At 72.2% G+C, this 16,874-nt stretch carries 18 protein-coding genes; 13 read left to right on the top strand and 5 right to left on the bottom strand.

The genetic code is table 11. From position 1 onward, the window contains the following. Positions 1–50: 50 nt before the first annotated feature. The 3 genes from PKF00_RS34125 (at position 51) to PKF00_RS34135 (ending at position 3,100) form a co-directional block, all read left to right on the top strand. Positions 51–416, top strand: coding sequence for an STAS domain-containing protein (locus PKF00_RS34125; RefSeq protein WP_271221834.1), 366 nt, complete (start codon positions 51–53; stop codon positions 414–416). Positions 417–532: 116 nt separating this feature from the next. Further along, on the top strand, positions 533–1,507 hold the full coding sequence (locus tag PKF00_RS34130; protein ID WP_271221835.1) for a GlxA family transcriptional regulator: 975 nt from the start codon (positions 533–535) through the stop codon (positions 1,505–1,507). A gap of 123 nt (positions 1,508–1,630) precedes the next feature. Further along, positions 1,631–3,100 carry a DJ-1/PfpI family protein gene (locus PKF00_RS34135; protein WP_271221836.1) on the top strand — a complete coding sequence of 490 codons (1,470 nt, stop codon included), beginning with the start codon at positions 1,631–1,633 and terminating at the stop codon, positions 3,098–3,100. Between the two features lie 74 nt (positions 3,101–3,174). Here PKF00_RS34135 and PKF00_RS34140 read toward each other — a convergent pair whose 3' ends face one another. Beyond that, positions 3,175–4,263: an ROK family transcriptional regulator gene (locus PKF00_RS34140; protein ID WP_271221837.1), complete on the bottom strand. Its 1,089-nt coding sequence runs from the start codon at positions 4,261–4,263 to the stop codon at positions 3,175–3,177. A gap of 45 nt (positions 4,264–4,308) precedes the next feature. On the opposite strand from PKF00_RS34140, the gene PKF00_RS34145 reads away from it, so the two are divergent. Then, complete coding sequence (locus PKF00_RS34145; RefSeq protein ID WP_271221838.1) at positions 4,309–5,481, top strand: MFS transporter; 1,173 nt, start codon at positions 4,309–4,311, stop codon at positions 5,479–5,481. Between the two features lie 110 nt (positions 5,482–5,591). Beyond that, the gene (locus PKF00_RS34150; protein WP_271221839.1) at positions 5,592–6,320 is read left to right on the top strand and encodes a DUF427 domain-containing protein; all 729 of its coding nucleotides are present in this window, start codon (positions 5,592–5,594) and stop codon (positions 6,318–6,320) included. Here PKF00_RS34150 and PKF00_RS34155 read toward each other — a convergent pair whose 3' ends face one another. Both PKF00_RS34155 and PKF00_RS34160 read right to left on the bottom strand, forming a co-directional pair. Next, positions 6,321–6,743 (bottom strand): type II toxin-antitoxin system VapC family toxin, encoded by a 423-nt coding sequence (locus PKF00_RS34155; protein WP_271221840.1) that lies wholly within the window; start codon positions 6,741–6,743, stop codon positions 6,321–6,323. Next, the gene (locus PKF00_RS34160) at positions 6,743–6,994 is read right to left on the bottom strand and encodes a type II toxin-antitoxin system Phd/YefM family antitoxin (RefSeq protein WP_271221841.1); all 252 of its coding nucleotides are present in this window, start codon (positions 6,992–6,994) and stop codon (positions 6,743–6,745) included. Before PKF00_RS34160 ends, PKF00_RS34155 begins: the two co-directional genes overlap by 1 nt. Before the next feature lie 211 nt (positions 6,995–7,205). On the opposite strand from PKF00_RS34160, the gene PKF00_RS34165 reads away from it, so the two are divergent. The 6 genes from PKF00_RS34165 (at position 7,206) to PKF00_RS34190 (ending at position 12,799) form a co-directional block, all read left to right on the top strand. Further along, positions 7,206–7,700, top strand: coding sequence for a hypothetical protein (locus PKF00_RS34165; protein ID WP_271221842.1), 495 nt, complete (start codon positions 7,206–7,208; stop codon positions 7,698–7,700). Beyond that, entirely contained in the window at positions 7,667–8,755 is a 1,089-nt protein-coding gene (locus PKF00_RS34170) for a peptidoglycan-binding protein (RefSeq protein ID WP_271221843.1), read from the top strand. The genes PKF00_RS34165 and PKF00_RS34170 overlap by 34 nt, the downstream gene beginning before the upstream one ends. Before the next feature lie 82 nt (positions 8,756–8,837). Then, entirely contained in the window at positions 8,838–9,629 is a 792-nt protein-coding gene (locus PKF00_RS34175; protein ID WP_425582322.1) for an ABC transporter ATP-binding protein, read from the top strand. Beyond that, positions 9,622–10,869 (top strand): ABC transporter permease, encoded by a 1,248-nt coding sequence (locus tag PKF00_RS34180; protein ID WP_271221844.1) that lies wholly within the window; start codon positions 9,622–9,624, stop codon positions 10,867–10,869. Before PKF00_RS34175 ends, PKF00_RS34180 begins: the two co-directional genes overlap by 8 nt. 104 nt (positions 10,870–10,973) lie before the next feature. Continuing rightward, complete coding sequence (locus PKF00_RS34185) at positions 10,974–11,627, top strand: response regulator transcription factor (protein ID WP_271221845.1); 654 nt, start codon at positions 10,974–10,976, stop codon at positions 11,625–11,627. Further along, entirely contained in the window at positions 11,624–12,799 is a 1,176-nt protein-coding gene (locus PKF00_RS34190) for an ATP-binding protein (RefSeq protein WP_271221846.1), read from the top strand. Before PKF00_RS34185 ends, PKF00_RS34190 begins: the two co-directional genes overlap by 4 nt. A gap of 82 nt (positions 12,800–12,881) precedes the next feature. Here PKF00_RS34190 and PKF00_RS34195 read toward each other — a convergent pair whose 3' ends face one another. Both PKF00_RS34195 and PKF00_RS34200 read right to left on the bottom strand, forming a co-directional pair. Next, positions 12,882–13,640, bottom strand: a complete 759-nt coding sequence (locus PKF00_RS34195) for a glycosyltransferase family 2 protein (RefSeq protein WP_271221847.1) — start codon at positions 13,638–13,640, stop codon at positions 12,882–12,884. Between the two features lie 361 nt (positions 13,641–14,001). Further along, positions 14,002–14,286, bottom strand: coding sequence for a hypothetical protein (locus tag PKF00_RS34200; protein ID WP_271221848.1), 285 nt, complete (start codon positions 14,284–14,286; stop codon positions 14,002–14,004). 226 nt (positions 14,287–14,512) lie between these two features. Between PKF00_RS34200 and PKF00_RS34205 the strand changes: the two genes are divergently transcribed. Continuing rightward, positions 14,513–15,946, top strand: coding sequence for a helix-turn-helix domain-containing protein (locus PKF00_RS34205; RefSeq protein ID WP_271221849.1), 1,434 nt, complete (start codon positions 14,513–14,515; stop codon positions 15,944–15,946). Further along, positions 15,946–16,851 carry a phosphotransferase enzyme family protein gene (locus tag PKF00_RS34210; RefSeq protein ID WP_271221850.1) on the top strand — a complete coding sequence of 302 codons (906 nt, stop codon included), beginning with the start codon at positions 15,946–15,948 and terminating at the stop codon, positions 16,849–16,851. The genes PKF00_RS34205 and PKF00_RS34210 overlap by 1 nt, the downstream gene beginning before the upstream one ends. The last annotated feature ends 23 nt before the right edge of the window (positions 16,852–16,874 follow it).

Consider the following 16,874-nt stretch of genomic DNA (forward strand, 5'->3'; position numbering starts at 1 on the left):
CGTATGAGACAGTTACACGGCTGGGAGAGGTTTGGTATAGAAGGTTGATCATGTTCGTGGGAAAAGAGCCGGAGTCGAGTTTCACCGCCACGTCCGGCCTGCACGGCACGACACTTGTGGTGAGCGCGAGCGGAGAGCTGGATCACTACCACACGCCGGTGCTGCGGGCCGAGATCGGCAGGGCCTGGGAGCTCCTGCAGTCGCCGACCCTCATCCTCGACCTGTCGGCTCTCACCTTCTGCGACTCCTCCGGCATAGGCGAACTGCTCCAGGCCCGGCACCAGGGCCAGGTGGCGGGAGTCCGCCTCATCCTCACCGGCGTCCAGGGAAACCTGGCACGCAGGCTCAACCTCGCAGGCCTGACCCAGGTGTTCGAGGTCTTCCCCTCCGTGGCCGACGCCCTCGAAGCGGCCTAGCCTCCCCACACGCGTCCCGGCAGGGGTCCGCCCGCGCTCGCCGCTGACCTGATCCGTCCGGTGCGGTGCCCGTACGGCCCTGCTGAAGCGGGACGGCGAGTTGTAGCGTGAGCGCCGTGGCCGATCACAGGGCCGGGAGCACCGGCAGAGTCGTGGTGCTGGTCCTGCCGGAGGTGAATCTGCTGGACCTGGCGGGTCCGGTGCAGGTGTTCGACGCCGCGACCCACCTCGGCGGCGGATACCATGTGGAGCACGTCGCGGACGACGACCAGGTGACCACCGCCCACGGGGTGCGCCTCGCGGGTCTCGGACCGCTGCCGGAGGTCGGAGCCGGAGACCTGGTGCTGGTGCCGGGGCCGCGGCTGAGGACGGCCCCGCGGGACGGGGCGTACGTGTCCGGCTCCGTGGTCGGCTGGCTGCGCGCGGCACTGCGCGCGGGGGCGCGTCTCGCGTCGGTGTGCACGGGCGCGGTCGCGCTCGGAGAGGCGGGCCTGCTGGACGGCCGTCGCTGCACCACGCACTGGTCGCTGATCGAGGCGATGCGCGCCAGATATCCGGCGGCCAAGGTGCAGGACGCGGTGCTCTACGTCCACGACGGCCAGATCAGCACCAGCGCGGGCGTCTCGGCGGGCATCGACCTCGCGCTGTCGCTGGTCGAACGGGACCACGGCCCGGCGCTGACCGCGGCCGTCGCCCGCGAGCTGGTGGTCTACCTTCGCAGGGACGGCTCGGGCGAGCAGATCAGCCAGTTCCTGAGGCACAGGACGCACCTGGACTCGGCCGTGCACCGGGTGCAGGACCATCTCGCGGAGAACGTCGACGCCGCGCACACCCTGACCGAGCTGGCCGAGGTGGCGAACCTGTCGCCGAGAGGACTCAGCAGGGCCTTCACCGCGGCCACCGGGATCACGCCGCTGGAGTACCGGCAGCGGCTGCGTCTGGAACGCGCGGTCTCCCTGCTGCGCGGGACCAGCCTGCCGATCGACGCGGTGGCCGCCCGGTGCGGCTTCCGCGAGGAACGGCACTTCCGCCGCCTGTTCAAGGCCAGGTACGGCATGCCCCCCTCCGCCTTCCGGCACGACACGGCCTGACCGCCCCGGCGAGGCGTCTCCTCCGCACGGTCCACCGTCCCCGATCTCGGCCGGCCGGTTCCCCCTCACCGATCTCGGCCGACCGGTTCCCCTCACCGATCCTCACCGTTCAGGAGTCGCAGCATGCAGCCCAGAAGCAGACGCCTTCCCAGGATCCTCCTCGCCGTCACGCTCTGGGCCGCCCTCGTGGCGGGAACCTGCGTGGCCGGGGTGGCCGTGTCCATGCGGGACAGCTACCCGGGTCCTGCGCGAGCGGCGCCGTCCCAGGGGTGGCCGGTCGCCCGCGAGGCGGGGAAGGGGCGGATCGAGGTCGCGGTCGTGGTCGGGGCGAGCGGGTCGGTCACCACCGACGTGCTCGGCCCCTACGAGGTCTTCGCCCGTTCCAGCCGGTTCTTCGTCTACACGGTGTCCGCGCGCAGGCAGCCGGTTCCGCTCTCCGGCGGTCTGCGCGTGCTGCCGGACCGGACACCGGACGAGGTGGTGGGGGAGCGGGCCCCCGACGTGGTCGTGGTCCCGGCGGTCGTCGACCCGGAAGGGGAGAGGGAAGCGCCGCTGCGCTCCTGGATCAGCCGCCAGGCCGCCGGAGGGGCCAGGATCCTGGGCGTCTGCGCGGGTTCCCGGCTGGTGGCGGCCAGCGGCCTGCTCAGGGGGCGCGCCGCGACCTCGCACTGGGGGGTCGTCGGATCCCTCCGGCGGGACTACCCGGACACGCGCTGGGTGCGCGGTCTGCGCTACGTCGAGGACGGCCCGATCGTCACGACGGCGGGCGTGACCTCCGGCATGGTCGGCGCCCTGCGGCTGGTCGAAGAGCTGGCGGGGGCGGCGGAGGCCAGGCGCGTCGGCGGAGAACTCGGTTATCCCGGCTGGTCGCTCGACGCCTCCGCCGCCATCCCCGCCCAGGAGGCGGCCCCCGAGGACCTGCCGTACGCGCTCAACGCCGCGTTCCCCTGGTTCGCGTCCGTCGTCGGCGTCGGGTTGAACCCGGGCGTGGGCGAGATCGACGTCGCCGCGGCGTTCGAGGTCTACGCGGGCGGCTCGTTCGCGGCCCGCGCGGTCGCACTCGCGGGCGCGTCAACGGGATCCGGCGCGGGCACTCCCGCGGACGCTCCGGCGGGAGCGACCGCGGGCGCGTCGGCGGGATCCGGCGCGGACACCGCTGGAGGCACCGCTGGGGGCGCCGCCGTGGTCACCACCCGGCACGGCGTGGTCCTCGTGGCCGAACCGGCCGACAGCGCCGCCGGGGACGTGGGGCGGCTGGTCGTCCCCGGTGTCGCCGACGCCCGTGAGGTCGACCCTCGGCTCGCCCGCTGGGCGGGCGGACGCGGTCTGACCGTCGAGTTGCCGCACGCCGGACGCGGCGGCGGCGAGTCCGGTTTCGACCCTGTGCTGCGCGATCTCGCCGCCCACACCGATCTGGCCACGGCCCGTGCCACCGCGAAGTACAACGAGTATCCCGTCGAGCACCTCACGCTGACCGGTCCCGCCTGGTCGTGGCGGCCGACCCTGCAGCTCCTCCTGACCGCCGTGGCCGCCGCGCTTCTCGCCGGCGCGGCCGTCCGGCCGATGCGCCGCAGGGGCGTTTCCGCCAGGTGACGCCTCCGTCCCGCCGGGTGGCGTTCCCGGTCGGCGACGCCCTTGACCGTGGCGTCGGCCGGCCAGGGGCGTCGCTATCCGGGAGCGTCGCCGAAGACGTCCCGGTGGGCGATGGACAGGGCGGTGAACAGGGCGCCGTGCAGGACGGCGTTGCCCTCGACCGTGCTCGCGCGCACCTGGGTGGGGACGGGGGAGAGGGCTGCGAGGTGTTCGGCCGCCCGCGCGGCCAGCGTGTCCCCTCCGGAACGGCCCGTCTCCCCGCTGAGGACCACGAGGCCCGGGTCCAGGACCGCGACCGTGGTGAAGGCCACCCGCGCGATCCTGGCGGCGAGGGCGTCCTGGTCGAGTCCCCTGACGGCCTCGGTGCCCAGCAGGTCGCAGAAGGAGCCCTCCGGCAGGCCGAGCGAGGCGATCTCGCCCGCTCCTCCCGACGCGCCCCTGCGCAGTCTTCCGCCGAGCGTGACCGCCGCGCCCACGCCGTTGTCCATCCAGAGCAGGACGAAGTCCTCACGCCCCCGCGCGGCTCCGGCGCGGTGCTCGGCGACGGCGGCCAGGTTGACGTCGTTCTCCAGGGTGACCGGGGCGTCGATCCGATGGCTCAGCACCTGGAGCAGGTTCGGCCGCCAGCCGGGCACGCCGTTGTCCCCCGCGAGTTCACCGCTGTGCGGGTTCACCAGCCCCGGCGCGCCCAGCACGACCGCGTGCATGCTCCTGGAGCCGGCCGCCTCCGCGACGGTCGCGGCGATGAGCCTGGCCAGCTGGTCGCCCGGCCCGCCCGAGAGGCGGTACTCCGTGCGGCGCTCGCCTCCCGGCGGGCGCGCGGCCTCGATCCGGCGTCTCGCCGAACCGACCGGCCTGCCGGTGATGTCGGCGACGGTCGCGGTGACCGTGTCGAGCCGTACGTCCACTCCGGCCACGTGGGCGCGCTCCGCCACGATGCCGTAGACGCGGGCGTTCGGTCCTCGCCGGTCGTCGCCGCTCTTGCCGACGACCTCGATCAACCCGTTCGTCCGCAGGCGTTCGACGAGGTCGGACACGGTCGGGCGGGACAGGCCCGTCAGCGCCCGCAGCTGCGGAGCCGTAAGGGTGCCGTGTTCGAGCATCAGGTCGAGGGCGAGACGGTCGTTGATCGCTCTGGCCATCTGCGGGGTAGCGGTCCTCATTTATCCCCTTTTAATCAGGAAGCCTGCCTGTTAGTTTTTCACAGCATGCGCAACGACAATCAACGGGCCCGCATAGCGGTCGCGGCGGTGTTCACTGCCCATGGCGCGGTCTCGGGAAGTATGGCGACTCGCGTTCCGTGGTTGCAGGACCATCTGCATCTCGGCCCCGCCGAACTGGGGCTCGCCCTGTTCTGCCCCGCCCTCGGAGCCTTCGTCGCCATGCCGATGTCAGGCCGCCTCGTCCATCGGTACGGCGGGCGCGCGGCCACGAGGGTCCTGCTCGCCCTGTGGTGCGCCGCGCTCGCCCTTCCCTCCCTGTCTCCGGGCTTCGTCTGGTTGTGCGCGGCGTTCCTCGTGTACGGCGCCGTCTCCGGCATGTGCGACGTCACGATGAACGCCCAGGGGGTGATCGTGGAGCGGCGTCTGGAGCGCTCCATCATGTCCGGGCTCCACGGGATGTGGAGCGTGGGCAGCCTGACCGGCGCGGGGATAGGCGTGGTCGCGGCGCAGGCCGGGGTCGACGCGCGCGTCCATCACGGGGCGATGGCCGCGGTGCTCCTGCTCGTCGGCTGGGTGGCGAGCCGGGGGCTGCTCGACACGCGCTCCGAGCCGGGCAGGCAGGCGCCGCCCCGCTTCGCCGTGCCCTCGCGGGCGGTCGTCGCCATCGGCGCCGTCGGTTTCTGCGCGACCTTCGCCGAGGGCGCGAGCATGAACTGGGCCGCGGTGTACGTCAAGGACGTCACCGGCGCGGGTCCCGGTCTCGCCGCGGCGGGCTACGCGACGTTCGCCCTCGCCATGGCCGTCACCCGGCTGGCCGGAGACCTGGTCGTCCGCAGGCTCGGCCCGGTCGCGACCGTCCGCGCGGGCGGCCTGCTCGCCGCGCTCGGCGGAACGGTGATCGTCCTCGCCCGCACCCCGCTTCTGGGGATCGCGGGCTTCACCCTGGTCGGGCTGGGGGTGGCCGTGATCGTCCCGCTGACCTTCGCCGCGGGCGGCAACGCGACCCCGACTCCCAGCCAGGGCGTCGCGGGCGTCGCGACGATCACCTATCTGTCGGGGCTGGCGGCCCCCGCGGCCACCGGCTGGATCGCCCATCTGACGTCACTGCCCGCCACCTTCGGCCTGATCGCGGCCATCACCCTGGTGGGAGCCGTCATCGCGGGGGCCCTGCGTCCGGCCACGCCGCGAGAGGCGCCGTCCGAGGCGGGCAGGGCCTGATCGGGGCCGGAGGACTCCGCGCGCCGGCCCAGGACGCCGTACGGCTCCGCGGCCCCCGAAAGGCCTCCTCCGCCCGGAATAGACGGGCGGCGTCCCGGGTTGCCGCGGTCATGGAGCCGATCACACGTGGGCGGGTCCGCGTCGAGCGGGCCGCGAAGAGGGTGCGGGTCTTCTTCGGAGGCAGGGCGGTCGCCGACACCACCAGGGCGCTGCTGGTCTGGGAGATCCCCTACTACCCGACCTACTACTTCCCCCGTGAGGACGTCGCCGTCGAGCTGAGGCCCAACGGCCGCGGCGTGCGCTCGCCGAGCCGGGGGGAGGCGGTGCTGTACGACGTGGAGGGCGTGGCCGACGCGGCGCTGGCCTACCCCGACTCGCCGATCGAGGAGCTGCGCGACCACGTGCGCTTCGAGTGGGAGGCGGCCGACGCCTGGTTCGAGGAGGACGAGGAGGTCTACGTCCACGCCCGCGACCCCTACACCCGGGTGGACGTCCTCCACTCGTCACGGCACGTCCGCGTGGAGGTCGACGGCGTGACCGTCGCCGACTCCCACAGCCCCAGGATCCTGTTCGAGACCGGCCTGCCGCCGCGTTACTACCTGCCCAAGACCGACGTCCGCCTCGACCTGCTCAGCCCCACGGACACCGTGACCCGCTGCCCCTACAAGGGAACCGCCGAGTACTGGAGCGTGAACGGCCGCCCGGACCTGGCCTGGTCCTACCGGACGCCGCTGGAGGAGAGCGGGCGGGTCGCCGGGCTGATCTGCTTCTACGACGAGAAGGTCGACGTCTACGTGGACGGCGTCCTGCAGGAGCGCCCGAAGACGCCGTTCTCCTGATCAGGTCGGCAGGTCGAACGGATTGACGACGGACACCCCCGTGCCGTCGAAGTCCTTGACGTTCCGGCTCACGAGCGTCCAGCCGTTCACCCGGGCCGTCGCGGCGATCAGGCCGTCCGCCGTCGGGAGGGGGCGTATGGCGTTCAGCCGCCCCCACTCCTCGGCGACTTCCGAGGTGATCGGGACGATGCGATCTCCGAACTGCCGGTGAAGGTCGTGGAGCCAGCGTTCCAGAGAGGTCGCCTGTACGGGGTCACGGCGCCGACAGCGTTCGACTCCGCAGCGGATCTCGCCGACCGTCAGGCTGCTGAGATAAAGGGTGGGGCCGTGAGTGGCGCTGATCCAGCCCCTGACTCGAGGGCTTCCGTTCCGTTTGAGGGTTTCGGAGACCACGTTCGTGTCGAGCAGATAGCCGATGCCCATCAGTCGAAGTCGATCTCTCGGGGAAGATCACGGTTCCGGGGGAACTCGATGTCGTCATCCCAGTCGGGATCGGCGAGAAGAAACCGCCTGAAGTCGGGGGCGTCGCCTTTGAGGCGGCGGTACTCGGCGATGTCGATGACGACGGCCACTTCCTCTCCGTGCCTGGTGACCACCTGGGGCCCTTCGTTCACCGCACGCCGTACGACCTCGCTGAAGCGCTGCTTCGCCTCCTGGACCTGCCATCCGGTCATCCGGCACCTCCTGTCTAGTCAGTCTAGATTCAGAGTAGACCGGTGCGCGCTCGAAAGCGTCGAATGCCGCTGCCGCTGCCGCTGCCGCTGCCGGAGCGAGCGACGATGTCCGTGCGGCGGACGTGGTCCCGGCGGGCGGGTCCGGGGCATAAAAATCACTTAAACAAATATGCTTAATCCCTGTTTAGCGCCTTCTCGTTAGAAAGCCGGTATGGCAGATACGAGAATCCGGATCGCCGCTCTTGTGATGATCCCGCTCATCCTCGCCGGGTGCGGGCAGGGGGCGGGCCCGGGAGTGGACTCCACGGGGAACGGCACGGCCGCGGGCGCTTCGCCCAACCCGTCCGCCGACCCGGCGAAGTACGCGTCATGCCTGCGTGAGCACGGCCTCACCGTGGTCGAGGACGGCGACTCGCTCCGCATCGACGCGCCCGACCCGAAGACGGGAGACGCCGCGAGGGAGGCCTGCAAGCAGTACGCGCCGGACCGGCCGGGAATGTCGGGCGAGGAGAAGAAGAAAATCATGGACCAGGCCCTGGCGTTCACCGCGTGCATGCGTCGGCGCGGGGTCACCATGGCCGATCCCGAGCAGAACGCGGAGGGCGGCGTCAAACTGAACATGCCGCAGGGGGCGGAGGGAGACTCCCCCGCCGTGCAGGCGGCTCAGCAGGCGTGCCGGTCCCTGATGCCGGGGCGCCCGCGGTGAGCCGCAGGGCCACAGTGGTGGGCGTCGTCGCGGTCGCGGTCGGAGGCGGGGCGGCGGCAGCCGTTCTCAACGCCGGACCGGCGACTCCCGGCGGAGGACCGGCGACGCCACAGACGGGCGTGACCGCCCCCGCGAAGGCCACCGCGGGGATCACCCGTTCGGACCTGGTGGACACCAGGAGGTTCGGCGGCACGCTGGGCTACTCGGGGCGCAGGGTCCAGCCCAACCGGGCGCGGGGCGTCGTGACCGGGACACGCCCCGAGGGGACGGTCGTGCGGCGCGGCGGATGGCTCTACAAGGTCGCCCGCCGTCCGGTCGTCCTCATGTACGGCTCCATCCCCATGTACCGGAGCCTCGCCCCGGGCTCGGGAGGCGGAGACGTCGGACAGCTGGAACGCAACCTGGTCGCGCTCGGCTACGACCCGGGCACGGTCGACGACGACTTCACGTGGGCGACCGCGCGGGCCGTACGGCGCTGGCAGGGCGACAGCGGCCTGACCAGGACGGGCTCGGTCGACGCCGGCCAGGTCGTCGTGGCCTCGGGGCCGCTGCGGATCGCCGGGAACACCGCGGAGAAGGGCGACACCGCCGGGCGGACGGTGGTCACGACCACGAGTACCCGGCGGACCGTCCACATCGACCTGCAGACGGCCTACCAGCGGTTCGCCCGCGTGGGGGCGAAGGTGACGGTGGAACTGCCGGACGGCCGCACGGTCAGGGGCCGGATCTCCTCGGTCGGCGTCACCGCCAGGGTCGGGGCGGACAGGGACAGCCCCGCGACGATCGACGTCGACGCCACCGTGGCCGGTGGGCTCGGTCGCCTCGACCAGGCCCCCGTCACCGTCGACCTGCGGACCGAGCGGCGGGAGAACGTGCTGTCGGTGCCGGTCGAGGCGCTTGTCGCGCTGCGTGAGGGGGGCTACGGAGTGCGGGTCGTCGACGGCTCCGCCACACGTGTGGTCGCCGTCAGGACCGGCCTGTACGCGGTGAGCCGCGTCGAGATCACCGGAGACGGCCTCACCGAGGGCATGAAGGTCGAGGTCCCGCGGACATGACCCCCGACCTCCGCCGCGATCGTGGGCGGTCGCCCGCGTCGCGGAGCAGCGGACGCCCGGCCACGCGACCGGGAGGCTCCCCGTGATCCCGGTGATCGAACTGGTCGGCGTGGCCAAGACGTACCCGGGCGGCGTGCACGCGCTGCGCGGTGTGGACCTGAGAGTGGAGGCGGGGGAACTGCTGGCGATCGTCGGCCCCTCGGGGTCGGGCAAGTCAACCCTTCTCCACCTGATCGGCACCCTGGACCGCCCCTCGTCGGGCACGGTCAGAATCGCCGGGCACGACGTCGCCGAACTGGACGACCGTCAGCTCTCCGCCCTGCGGGCGCGGCACGTCGGTTTCGTGTTCCAGCGCTTCCACCTGGCCGACGGCGTGCCGGCGATCGACAACGTGGCGGACGGGCTGCTGTACGCGGGGACGCCGAGGCGGGAACGCAGACGTCTCGCGGCCGACGCGCTCGACCGGGTCGGCCTCGGTCACCGGCTCGGTCACCGGCCGGACCAGCTGTCCGGCGGTGAGCGGCAGCGGGTCGCGGTGGCCCGCGCGGTGGTCGGCGATCCGTCGCTGCTGCTGGCCGACGAGCCGACCGGCAACCTCGACAGCGCGTCGGGCGCGGACGCGCTGGAGCTCCTGAGGGAGCTGAACGCGGCAGGCACCACGGTGGCGATCATCACCCATGACGGCGACGTCGCGGACGCGGCGCCCCGCCGGATCCGGCTGCGCGACGGCAGGGTCGTCGCCGACGAGGGCTCGCGTCCTGGCGCGGGCGTTCCAGGAGCGCGGCTCGCAGCTCCCGGGCCGGGGAACGCGGCTTCTGGGCCGGGGAACGCGGCGACCACGCGAGACAGGGGGACAGGGAGCCGTCATGAGTGACCGTTCGAAGACGCCGTCCGGGCCGGGCCGTGAGCCCGCGCGGCTCCTCGGGAAGGACAGGCTGACGCCCGCGCGGCTGGGCGTCCTGGACGTGGTCAGGGTGGGGGCGGCGGGACTGCGGAGCAGGCCGACGCGGGTCGTGCTGTCCGCGCTGGGCATCGCGCTGGGCGTCGCGACCGTGATCGCGGTCATGGGCGTCGCCTCCTCGAGCCGGGCCGGGCTGCAGCGTGAGCTCGACAGCCTCGGCACGGACATGCTGACCGTCGCTCCGGGAGACCGCCTCCTCGGCGGGCGGGCCGAGTTGCCGAAGAAGGCGGAGGCGATGATCCGAGCGGTCGGCCCGGTCCGGATGACGGGCCAGACCGGTGACACCGGTGCGCCGATCTTCCGTACCGACCGCATCCCGGCGGACCGCACCGCGGGACTCCAGGTCCGCGCGACCTCCCTGGATCTGCTGCGGATCCTGCGGACCCCCGTACGGCACGGCACGTGGCTGAACGCGGCGACGGCGGCGCAGCGGGCGGTGGTGCTGGGCACGACGGCGGCCGACCGGCTGGGCGTCACGGCGGGGGACCCCGTGTGGGTCGGCGGCCAGTGGTGGACCGTGGTCGGCGTGCTCGAGGAGTCGCCCCTCGCCGAGGAGGTCGACGCCTCGGCGCTGGTCGGTTTCCCCGCCGCGGCGGGCTTCCTCGGCTTCGACGGGCACCCGACGACGATCTACGTCAGGTCCGCGGACGAGCACGTGCAGGACGTGCGGAGCGTCCTGGCCCGCACGGCCAACCCCGAACATCCCGAGGAGGTCACCGTCAGCCGCCCCTCCGACGCGCTGGCCGCGCGCGCGGCGGCGTCGGGGGCGTTCGTCAACGTGTTGCTGGGCGTCGGCGGGGTCGCCCTGCTCGTCGGCGGCGTCGGGGTGGCCAACACCATGGTCGTCTCCGTGCTCGAGCGGCGGGGCGAGATCGGCCTGCGCCGCTCGCTCGGCGCGACCCGCGGCCAGGTGCGGCTCCAGTTCCTGATGGAGTCCCTGCTGCTGTCCGGTCTCGGAGGGGCGGGTGGCGTCGTGCTCGGTGTGGTCGCCGTCCACGCCTACGCGGCCTGGCGGGGCCTGCCCCCGGTGGCACCCGCGTGGACGCTGGGCGGCGGGCTGGCGGTGACGCTGCTGGTGGGCGTCGTCGCCGGGATCTACCCGGCGGCGCGCGCCGCCCGGATGCCGCCCACCCTGGCGCTGTCCGTCACCTGACCGATGCGGCCTCCGCCGATGCCCGGCCGACACAGACAGAGCCGACACAGACAGAGCCGACACAGACAGAGCCGACGCCGACCACTTCCTAGGATCATCGAGACATGCGGGTGCTGATAGCGGAGGACGAGCGGGTCCTGGCCGACGTCGTGGCGACCGGGCTGCGCAAGGAGAGGATGGCCGTGGACGTCGTGTACGACGGCGACGCGGCCCTGGAGCGGGCGACGACCCATGACTACGACGTGATCGTCCTGGACCGGGACCTGCCGAGGATCCACGGCGACGAGGTGTGCCGCAGGCTCGCCGCGGAACGGGTCCCGGCCCGGATCATCATGCTGACCGCGGCGGGCGACCTGCGCTCGAAGGTGGAGGGGCTGTCGATCGGCGCTGACGACTACCTGGCCAAGCCGTTCGACTTCCCGGAGCTGGTGGCCAGGCTGCGCGCGCTGGCCCGCAGGGTGTCCTCGCGGGTTCCCCCCGTCCTGTCCAGGGCGGGCGTCACCCTCGACCCGGCGCGGCACGAGGTGTTCAGGGACGGCCGGTACGTCGCGCTCAGCCCGAAGGAGTTCGCCGTGCTCGAGGTCCTCATGCGGGCCGAGGGGGCGGTGGTGAGCGCGGAGGACCTGCTCGAGAAGGCGTGGGACGAGAACATCAGCTACTTCACGAACTCGGTCAGGGTGACGGTGGGGACGCTGCGCAGGAAGCTGGGCCTGCCCCCGGTGATCGAGACGGTCACCGGCGTGGGGTACCGCCTGTGAGCGCCCGGCGCCTGCCGGTCAGGTGGCGGCTGACCGTGGTGTACGGGAGCCTGTTCTTCCTGGCCGCGGTCATCCTCGTGGTCGTCAACCACTTCGTGGTCACGCGGATCGCCGGCGAGCCGTTCGAGATCGACGGGCGTCCCGTCGGGGCCGACCTGCCCCCCGAGTCCGCGGAGCGGGCCCTCTTCCGGCATGTCGCGGCCCAGGTGAACACCTACCGGGACCAGGTGGTGGCCTCGACGGTCGTGTGGTCGATCCTGGCGACCATGCTCGTCGGGCTGGCGGGGCTGGCCGTCGGCTGGACGGTCGCCCGGCGCGCACTGGCGCCGCTGCGCACCGTCACCGAGGCCGCCCGCCGCCTGTCGGACAGCACCCTGCACCGCCGGATCTCGATGGACGGCCCCGACGACGAGATCAGGGAACTGGCCGACACCTTCGACTCCATGCTCGAACGGCTCGACCGGGCCTTCGACGGGCAGCGCAGGTTCGTCGCGAACGCCTCGCACGAGCTGAGGACGCCGCTCGCGATCGACAGGGCGCTGCTCCAGGTGTCGTTCGCCGATCCGGCGCTCCCGGCGGCACTGCGTCCGGTGCGTGACGAGTTGCTGGCCTCCAACGCCCGCCAGGTGCGTCTCATCGAGGGGTTGCTGACGCTGGCCCACACCGAACGCGAGTTGACCGACCGCGAACCGGTCGACCTGGCCGATCTGGCGCGTGCCGCGCTGGCGGGGCGTCCTGAGGCCGGGACGGGACTCGCTCCCGCCCCCGCCGTCGGCGACGCCGTGCTGCTGGAACGGGTGATCGCCAATCTCGTGGACAACGCCGTCAAGTACAACGACGAGCGAGGGACGGTGAGCGTGCGGACCGGAGCCGACTCCGCCGGCTCCTTCGTCACGGTGGAGAACACCGGCCCCGAGATCGCCGGGCCTCTGGTCCCGCGCCTGTTCGAGCCGTTTCGCAGGCTGAACGACGACCGCACGGGCTCGGCCTCGGGCGCGGGTCTCGGTCTGTCGATCGTGCGCGCCGTCGCCCACGCGCACGGCGGCGTCGCCGAGGCCGTCCCCCGCGACGGCGGCGGTCTCGTCGTGACCGTACGGCTCCGCCCGGCCGAGGCGTTCCCGGGAGGCGACCCGCGCCGGACGAGCCCGCACGGCCGAGACGACGAGACGTGAGCCGTGACAGGCGACCCCGTCCGGCGCGGCCGTCACGGGCGGGCCCGCGCGGACCCCGCGCCTGGCGGGGGCCGGCTCGGGCTCAGGCGGCCGCGGGCTCCTGGCGGGCCTCCTGACGGGCGCTCGGGTGAGCCGTCAGGTGGGCGGGGGCCGTACGGCGGACGCGTTCGCGCAGGATGGTGCGCAGCACCCGCAGGCCGTCGCGCACGGCGTGCAGGTTGCTGACGCCGTGGATGCGGCTGCGCTCGTGGCTGGGAACCTCCCGGATCACGAGTCCGGCCTGCGCCGCCCGCACGTTCATCAGCGTCTCGATCTCGAAGCCGTCGCAGTCGAGCCCGAGGGCGTCGAGGTGGCGGGCCCAGAAGGCGTTGTAGCCGTAGCAGAGGTCGGTGTAGCGCGTGCCGTACAGGCGGTTGGTGATCAGGGTGAGCGCCCGGTTGCCGAGCGAGCGGGTCGGGCTGATGTCGTCCGATCCGCCTCCGGGGGCGTAGCGGGAGCCCTTGGCGAAGTCGGCGCCCTCGACCAGGGCGGTCACGAAGGAGGCGATCTCCCTGCCGTCGGTCGACCCGTCGGCGTCGATCATGACGATGATGTCGCCGGTGGCGGCGGCGAATCCCTCGGTGAGGGCGTTGCCCTTGCCCCTGCGGGTCTGTGTGATGACGCGCAGCCCCGGCCGGAGCGCCTTGGCGACGGCCACCGTGTCGTCGGTGGAGTTGCCGTCGACCAGGATGACCTCGTCGATCCAGCCAGGCAGGGTCGCGAAGACGTGCGGCAGGTTGGCGGCCTCGTTCATGGCGGGAACGACCACGCTGACGCTGGCCGTGAAGGGAGCGCTGTTCATGGGAACAGGATGGCCCGGCGCGCCTGCAGCCCACTTGAAGTCCTCTTGAAACGGCCTTCTCGTCGAGGCCGTGACCTGCTGTCACGCGGCGGGGCGGGCCGCTGGGAACGGCGTCGGATCCCGCGGGAAACGGTTCGGCCGCGGGAAGGAGGTCGAGTCCCTGGAAGGGGAGCCCCTAGAAGTAGAGTCCCTGGAAGGGGAGGGCCTAGAAGGGGAGGGCCTTGCCCGACGGGGTGCGGAGGTCGAGAGGAACCGGCTCACGTGGGGGACGCGGACGCTGGATGACGTGGATCCTTTTCACGATCCCGCTCCTTTCTGGGCTTGATCATCGGGTGTTACCCATGTGAAGCCCAAGAATCACCTATCTGCGTATCACATGAAGCACACTGGCCACACGTTCCGCGGCCGTGGCGACGTCTTCCGCCTGTCCGATACGGCCGGCCCACGACAGCCAGAACCACCATTCGCCGTCCTCCTCGTGGGCGGCGAGGACGTCCTCGGTCATGGTGGGGGCCATCGGGTTGATCACGTGGAGGCGGGGATAGAGTCCCGGGGACGACTTCAGGCGCACCTGGAAGGAGTGCGCCTCCAGTTGGGAGGCGAGTCGCCGTAGATGGTCGACGGCCTCGCCGCGCTCTGCCGTCATATGGATCACTCCTGGCGGACGGTGTTGGCTTTAATGTGCAGAGTGCGGTTTGGCGGGATGTGAGGCAATCGCCCCCTCGCTGGATCGGTCCAGGATCAGTGGAATACATCGGAAAGTTGCCGCCGATCCGTGCGTAATCCGCGAATAAAGGGAATGCAATGCACAGGCATGCTTACGCTGTGCTTCGTTCTCGTTAATCTTGTGTAAACAGCGACGGGGAGGCGCCGTGGCGCGAGGTGAGCATTCTCCGGCGTGCGCGCGACGTTGGCGCGAGCAGGCGGACTCGGAGCAGTGGACGCCCTGGCAGACCGCGCAGGCCATCCACGGCTGCTGCAGTGTCAGCCTTCTCAAGGCGCACCGGCTGGCCAGAGGGTGGTCGGCCAGGCAGGCCATCGAGGAGCTCGAGGAGCTGTGCGAGCGCCAGGACCTGGGGGAGGCGAAGGCCAGCATCGACCTCCTCAACGCCTGGGAGAACAGGCGCGCCAGGCCTCGGCCGCAGACCATCGACCTGCTGGCCAGGCTCTACCGGGCCAACGCGGTACGGCTCGGCCTGGCCGGCGACTACTGCGACGACAACGGCGGGACCAGGGTCGTCGTGCTCTCCGGCGGAGAGCACCGCGCGCCGTACCGCGCGGAGGACCGGATCGACGACGACGTCGAGCGGCGCGCGCTGTTCCACCACGCCTTGCTCGGCCCCCGGTTCGTGATGAGCGGTCGGCTGCTCGCCGAGGTCGAGCGGACCCGCCACGACCTCGACCGGACGCTCGCCTTCACCACCGTCTCCGAGGAGCAGCTCGACCGGCTCGACGAGCAGGTGCTGCGCTACCGCAGGGAGTACATCACCAGCGCCCCGCTCCCGATGCTCTACCGGCTGATGCTGGAGCTGTCCGACGTGCGGGCGCTCACCGCCGCCAGACAGCCCGCGATGGCCCAGCGCCGCCTGCTCAGCGCGACCGTGATGCTCGCGCTGCTGTCGGCGGACGCGCTGATGAAGCTCGGCGACACCCGTCAGGCCCACGCCTGGTACGGCACCGCCCGCACCGCCTCCGACGACATGGGCGATCTGCGGCTGCGCGCGCTGGTCAGGGCCCAGGAGGCGATGCTCCCCTACTACTACGGGGACCTGGCCGAGACCGTACGGCTCGCGCGCGAGGCCAGGATGCTCGCCGGGAGCGCGCCGAGCTCTCCGGCGGCGCTCGGCGCGGCGGCGGAGGCGCGGGCGCTGGCCAGGATGGGCGAGCACAAGGCCGCCAGGGTCGCCCTGGCCGAGGCCGAGCGGATCTTCGCCAGAATGCCCCCCGAGGGCCATGACCACCTGGCCTTCCGCTTCTCCGAGCGGCGCCTGCAGTTCTACCGGATCGGCACCCTGATCGAGCTGGGGGAGGAGGTCGACTGGACGCCCGGCCCCTCGTGCGCGTACGCCATCGACCCGGTCCTCATCCTGCTCGACCAGGCCGCCCACCTGGCCCGTGGCGGCAAGATCGACGATGCCTGCCACCTGGCGGAGAAGGCGCTGCTCCAGGTTCCGCTCGAGCACCGCACCTCCATCGTGCTCAGCCGGGCCAGGGCGGTGCTGTCCGAGGTGCCGAAGGGCAGGAGCAGAGCCGTGGCGGTGCGCCGCCTCACCGACCTGCTCGTCGACGCCGCGCCGGTCAGCTGATGGGGCCGCTCGCGGAGGCGGCGTTCAAGGTTCTCCACGATGTCTGCGAGGACCTCGGGATCGACCACAGGGACGCCCAGCTCCTGCGTGTGCGCAGCAACGCCGTCTTCAAGCTGCGCAGCAGGATCGTGGTCAGGATCGCCACCGCGCCCAACGCGCTCACCCGCCTGCCGCTGGTTCTCGCGGTGGCCCGCTGGCTGGCCCAGCAGGGGTTCCCCGCCGTCCGCCCCGCCGACGAGATCTCCGAACAGCCGGTGGTCCACGAGGGCAGGGTCGTCACCTTCTGGCACTACGTCCCGGCCAGCGGCCGTCCCACGACCACCGAGCTGGGCGAGATCCTGCGCAGCCTGCACCTGCTGCCGGTCCCCCCGGTGGCGCTGAAGCGGTTCGCGGACCCGCTGGCCGAGCTGCGGGGGACGGTCGACGGTTCCGCGGTGCTCACCCCCTGCCAGCGGGTCTGGTTGCGCGACCGCATCGCCGAGCTTTCCGAGCGCTGGACGGGCCTCGACATGGACGGCCCCCCGGTGCTGCTGCACGGAGACGCCTGGATCGACAACCTGCTGCGCCGCACCGACGGTCACGTGGTGCTCTGCGACTGGGACGGCGTCGCGGTCGGCCCCCGCGAGTGGGACCTGGTCCACACCTACCACGGTCAGCGTCGCTTCGGCCTGACCACCGCCGACGTGGACGCCTTCGCCGACGCCTACGGCAGCGACCTGCGGTCGTGGACCGGCTACTCCACACTGATGGAGATCAGGGACATGTACGCCGTGGGCATCCACATCCGCAACGCGGGAGCCGACCCCTTCTCGCGCAGGGAGCTGCCCCGCAGGCTCGACTCCCTCACGCGAGGTGAGCAACACACCCGGTGGTACATGTCGGAACCGGCTACTGTCTCCCCTTAAAGATCTTCATCTGGGGGGCAGAG

The organism is Streptosporangium carneum (assembly GCF_027922005.1).
Classification (GTDB): Bacteria; Actinomycetota; Actinomycetes; order Streptosporangiales; family Streptosporangiaceae; genus Streptosporangium; species Streptosporangium carneum.

Bases quoted from the DNA above. Each gene is read 5' to 3' on its own strand.
- PKF00_RS34160 (WP_271221841.1), bottom strand. From the start codon at position 6,994: ATGACCGGATGGCAGGTCCAGGAGGCGAAGCAGCGCTTCAGCGAGGTC.
- PKF00_RS34195 (WP_271221847.1), bottom strand. From the start codon at position 13,640: ATGAACAGCGCTCCCTTCACGGCCAGCGTCAGCGTGGTCGTTCCCGCC.
- PKF00_RS34125 (WP_271221834.1), top strand. From the start codon at position 51: ATGTTCGTGGGAAAAGAGCCGGAGTCGAGTTTCACCGCCACGTCCGGC.
- PKF00_RS34210 (WP_271221850.1), top strand. From the start codon at position 15,946: ATGGGGCCGCTCGCGGAGGCGGCGTTCAAGGTTCTCCACGATGTCTGC.
- PKF00_RS34145 (WP_271221838.1), top strand. From the start codon at position 4,309: ATGCGCAACGACAATCAACGGGCCCGCATAGCGGTCGCGGCGGTGTTC.
- PKF00_RS34135 (WP_271221836.1), top strand. From the start codon at position 1,631: ATGCAGCCCAGAAGCAGACGCCTTCCCAGGATCCTCCTCGCCGTCACG.
- PKF00_RS34185 (WP_271221845.1), top strand. From the start codon at position 10,974: ATGCGGGTGCTGATAGCGGAGGACGAGCGGGTCCTGGCCGACGTCGTG.
- PKF00_RS34155 (WP_271221840.1), bottom strand. From the start codon at position 6,743: ATGGGCATCGGCTATCTGCTCGACACGAACGTGGTCTCCGAAACCCTC.
- PKF00_RS34200 (WP_271221848.1), bottom strand. From the start codon at position 14,286: ATGACGGCAGAGCGCGGCGAGGCCGTCGACCATCTACGGCGACTCGCC.
- PKF00_RS34180 (WP_271221844.1), top strand. From the start codon at position 9,622: ATGAGTGACCGTTCGAAGACGCCGTCCGGGCCGGGCCGTGAGCCCGCG.
- PKF00_RS34165 (WP_271221842.1), top strand. From the start codon at position 7,206: ATGGCAGATACGAGAATCCGGATCGCCGCTCTTGTGATGATCCCGCTC.
- PKF00_RS34150 (WP_271221839.1), top strand. From the start codon at position 5,592: ATGGAGCCGATCACACGTGGGCGGGTCCGCGTCGAGCGGGCCGCGAAG.
- PKF00_RS34140 (WP_271221837.1), bottom strand. From the start codon at position 4,263: ATGAGGACCGCTACCCCGCAGATGGCCAGAGCGATCAACGACCGTCTC.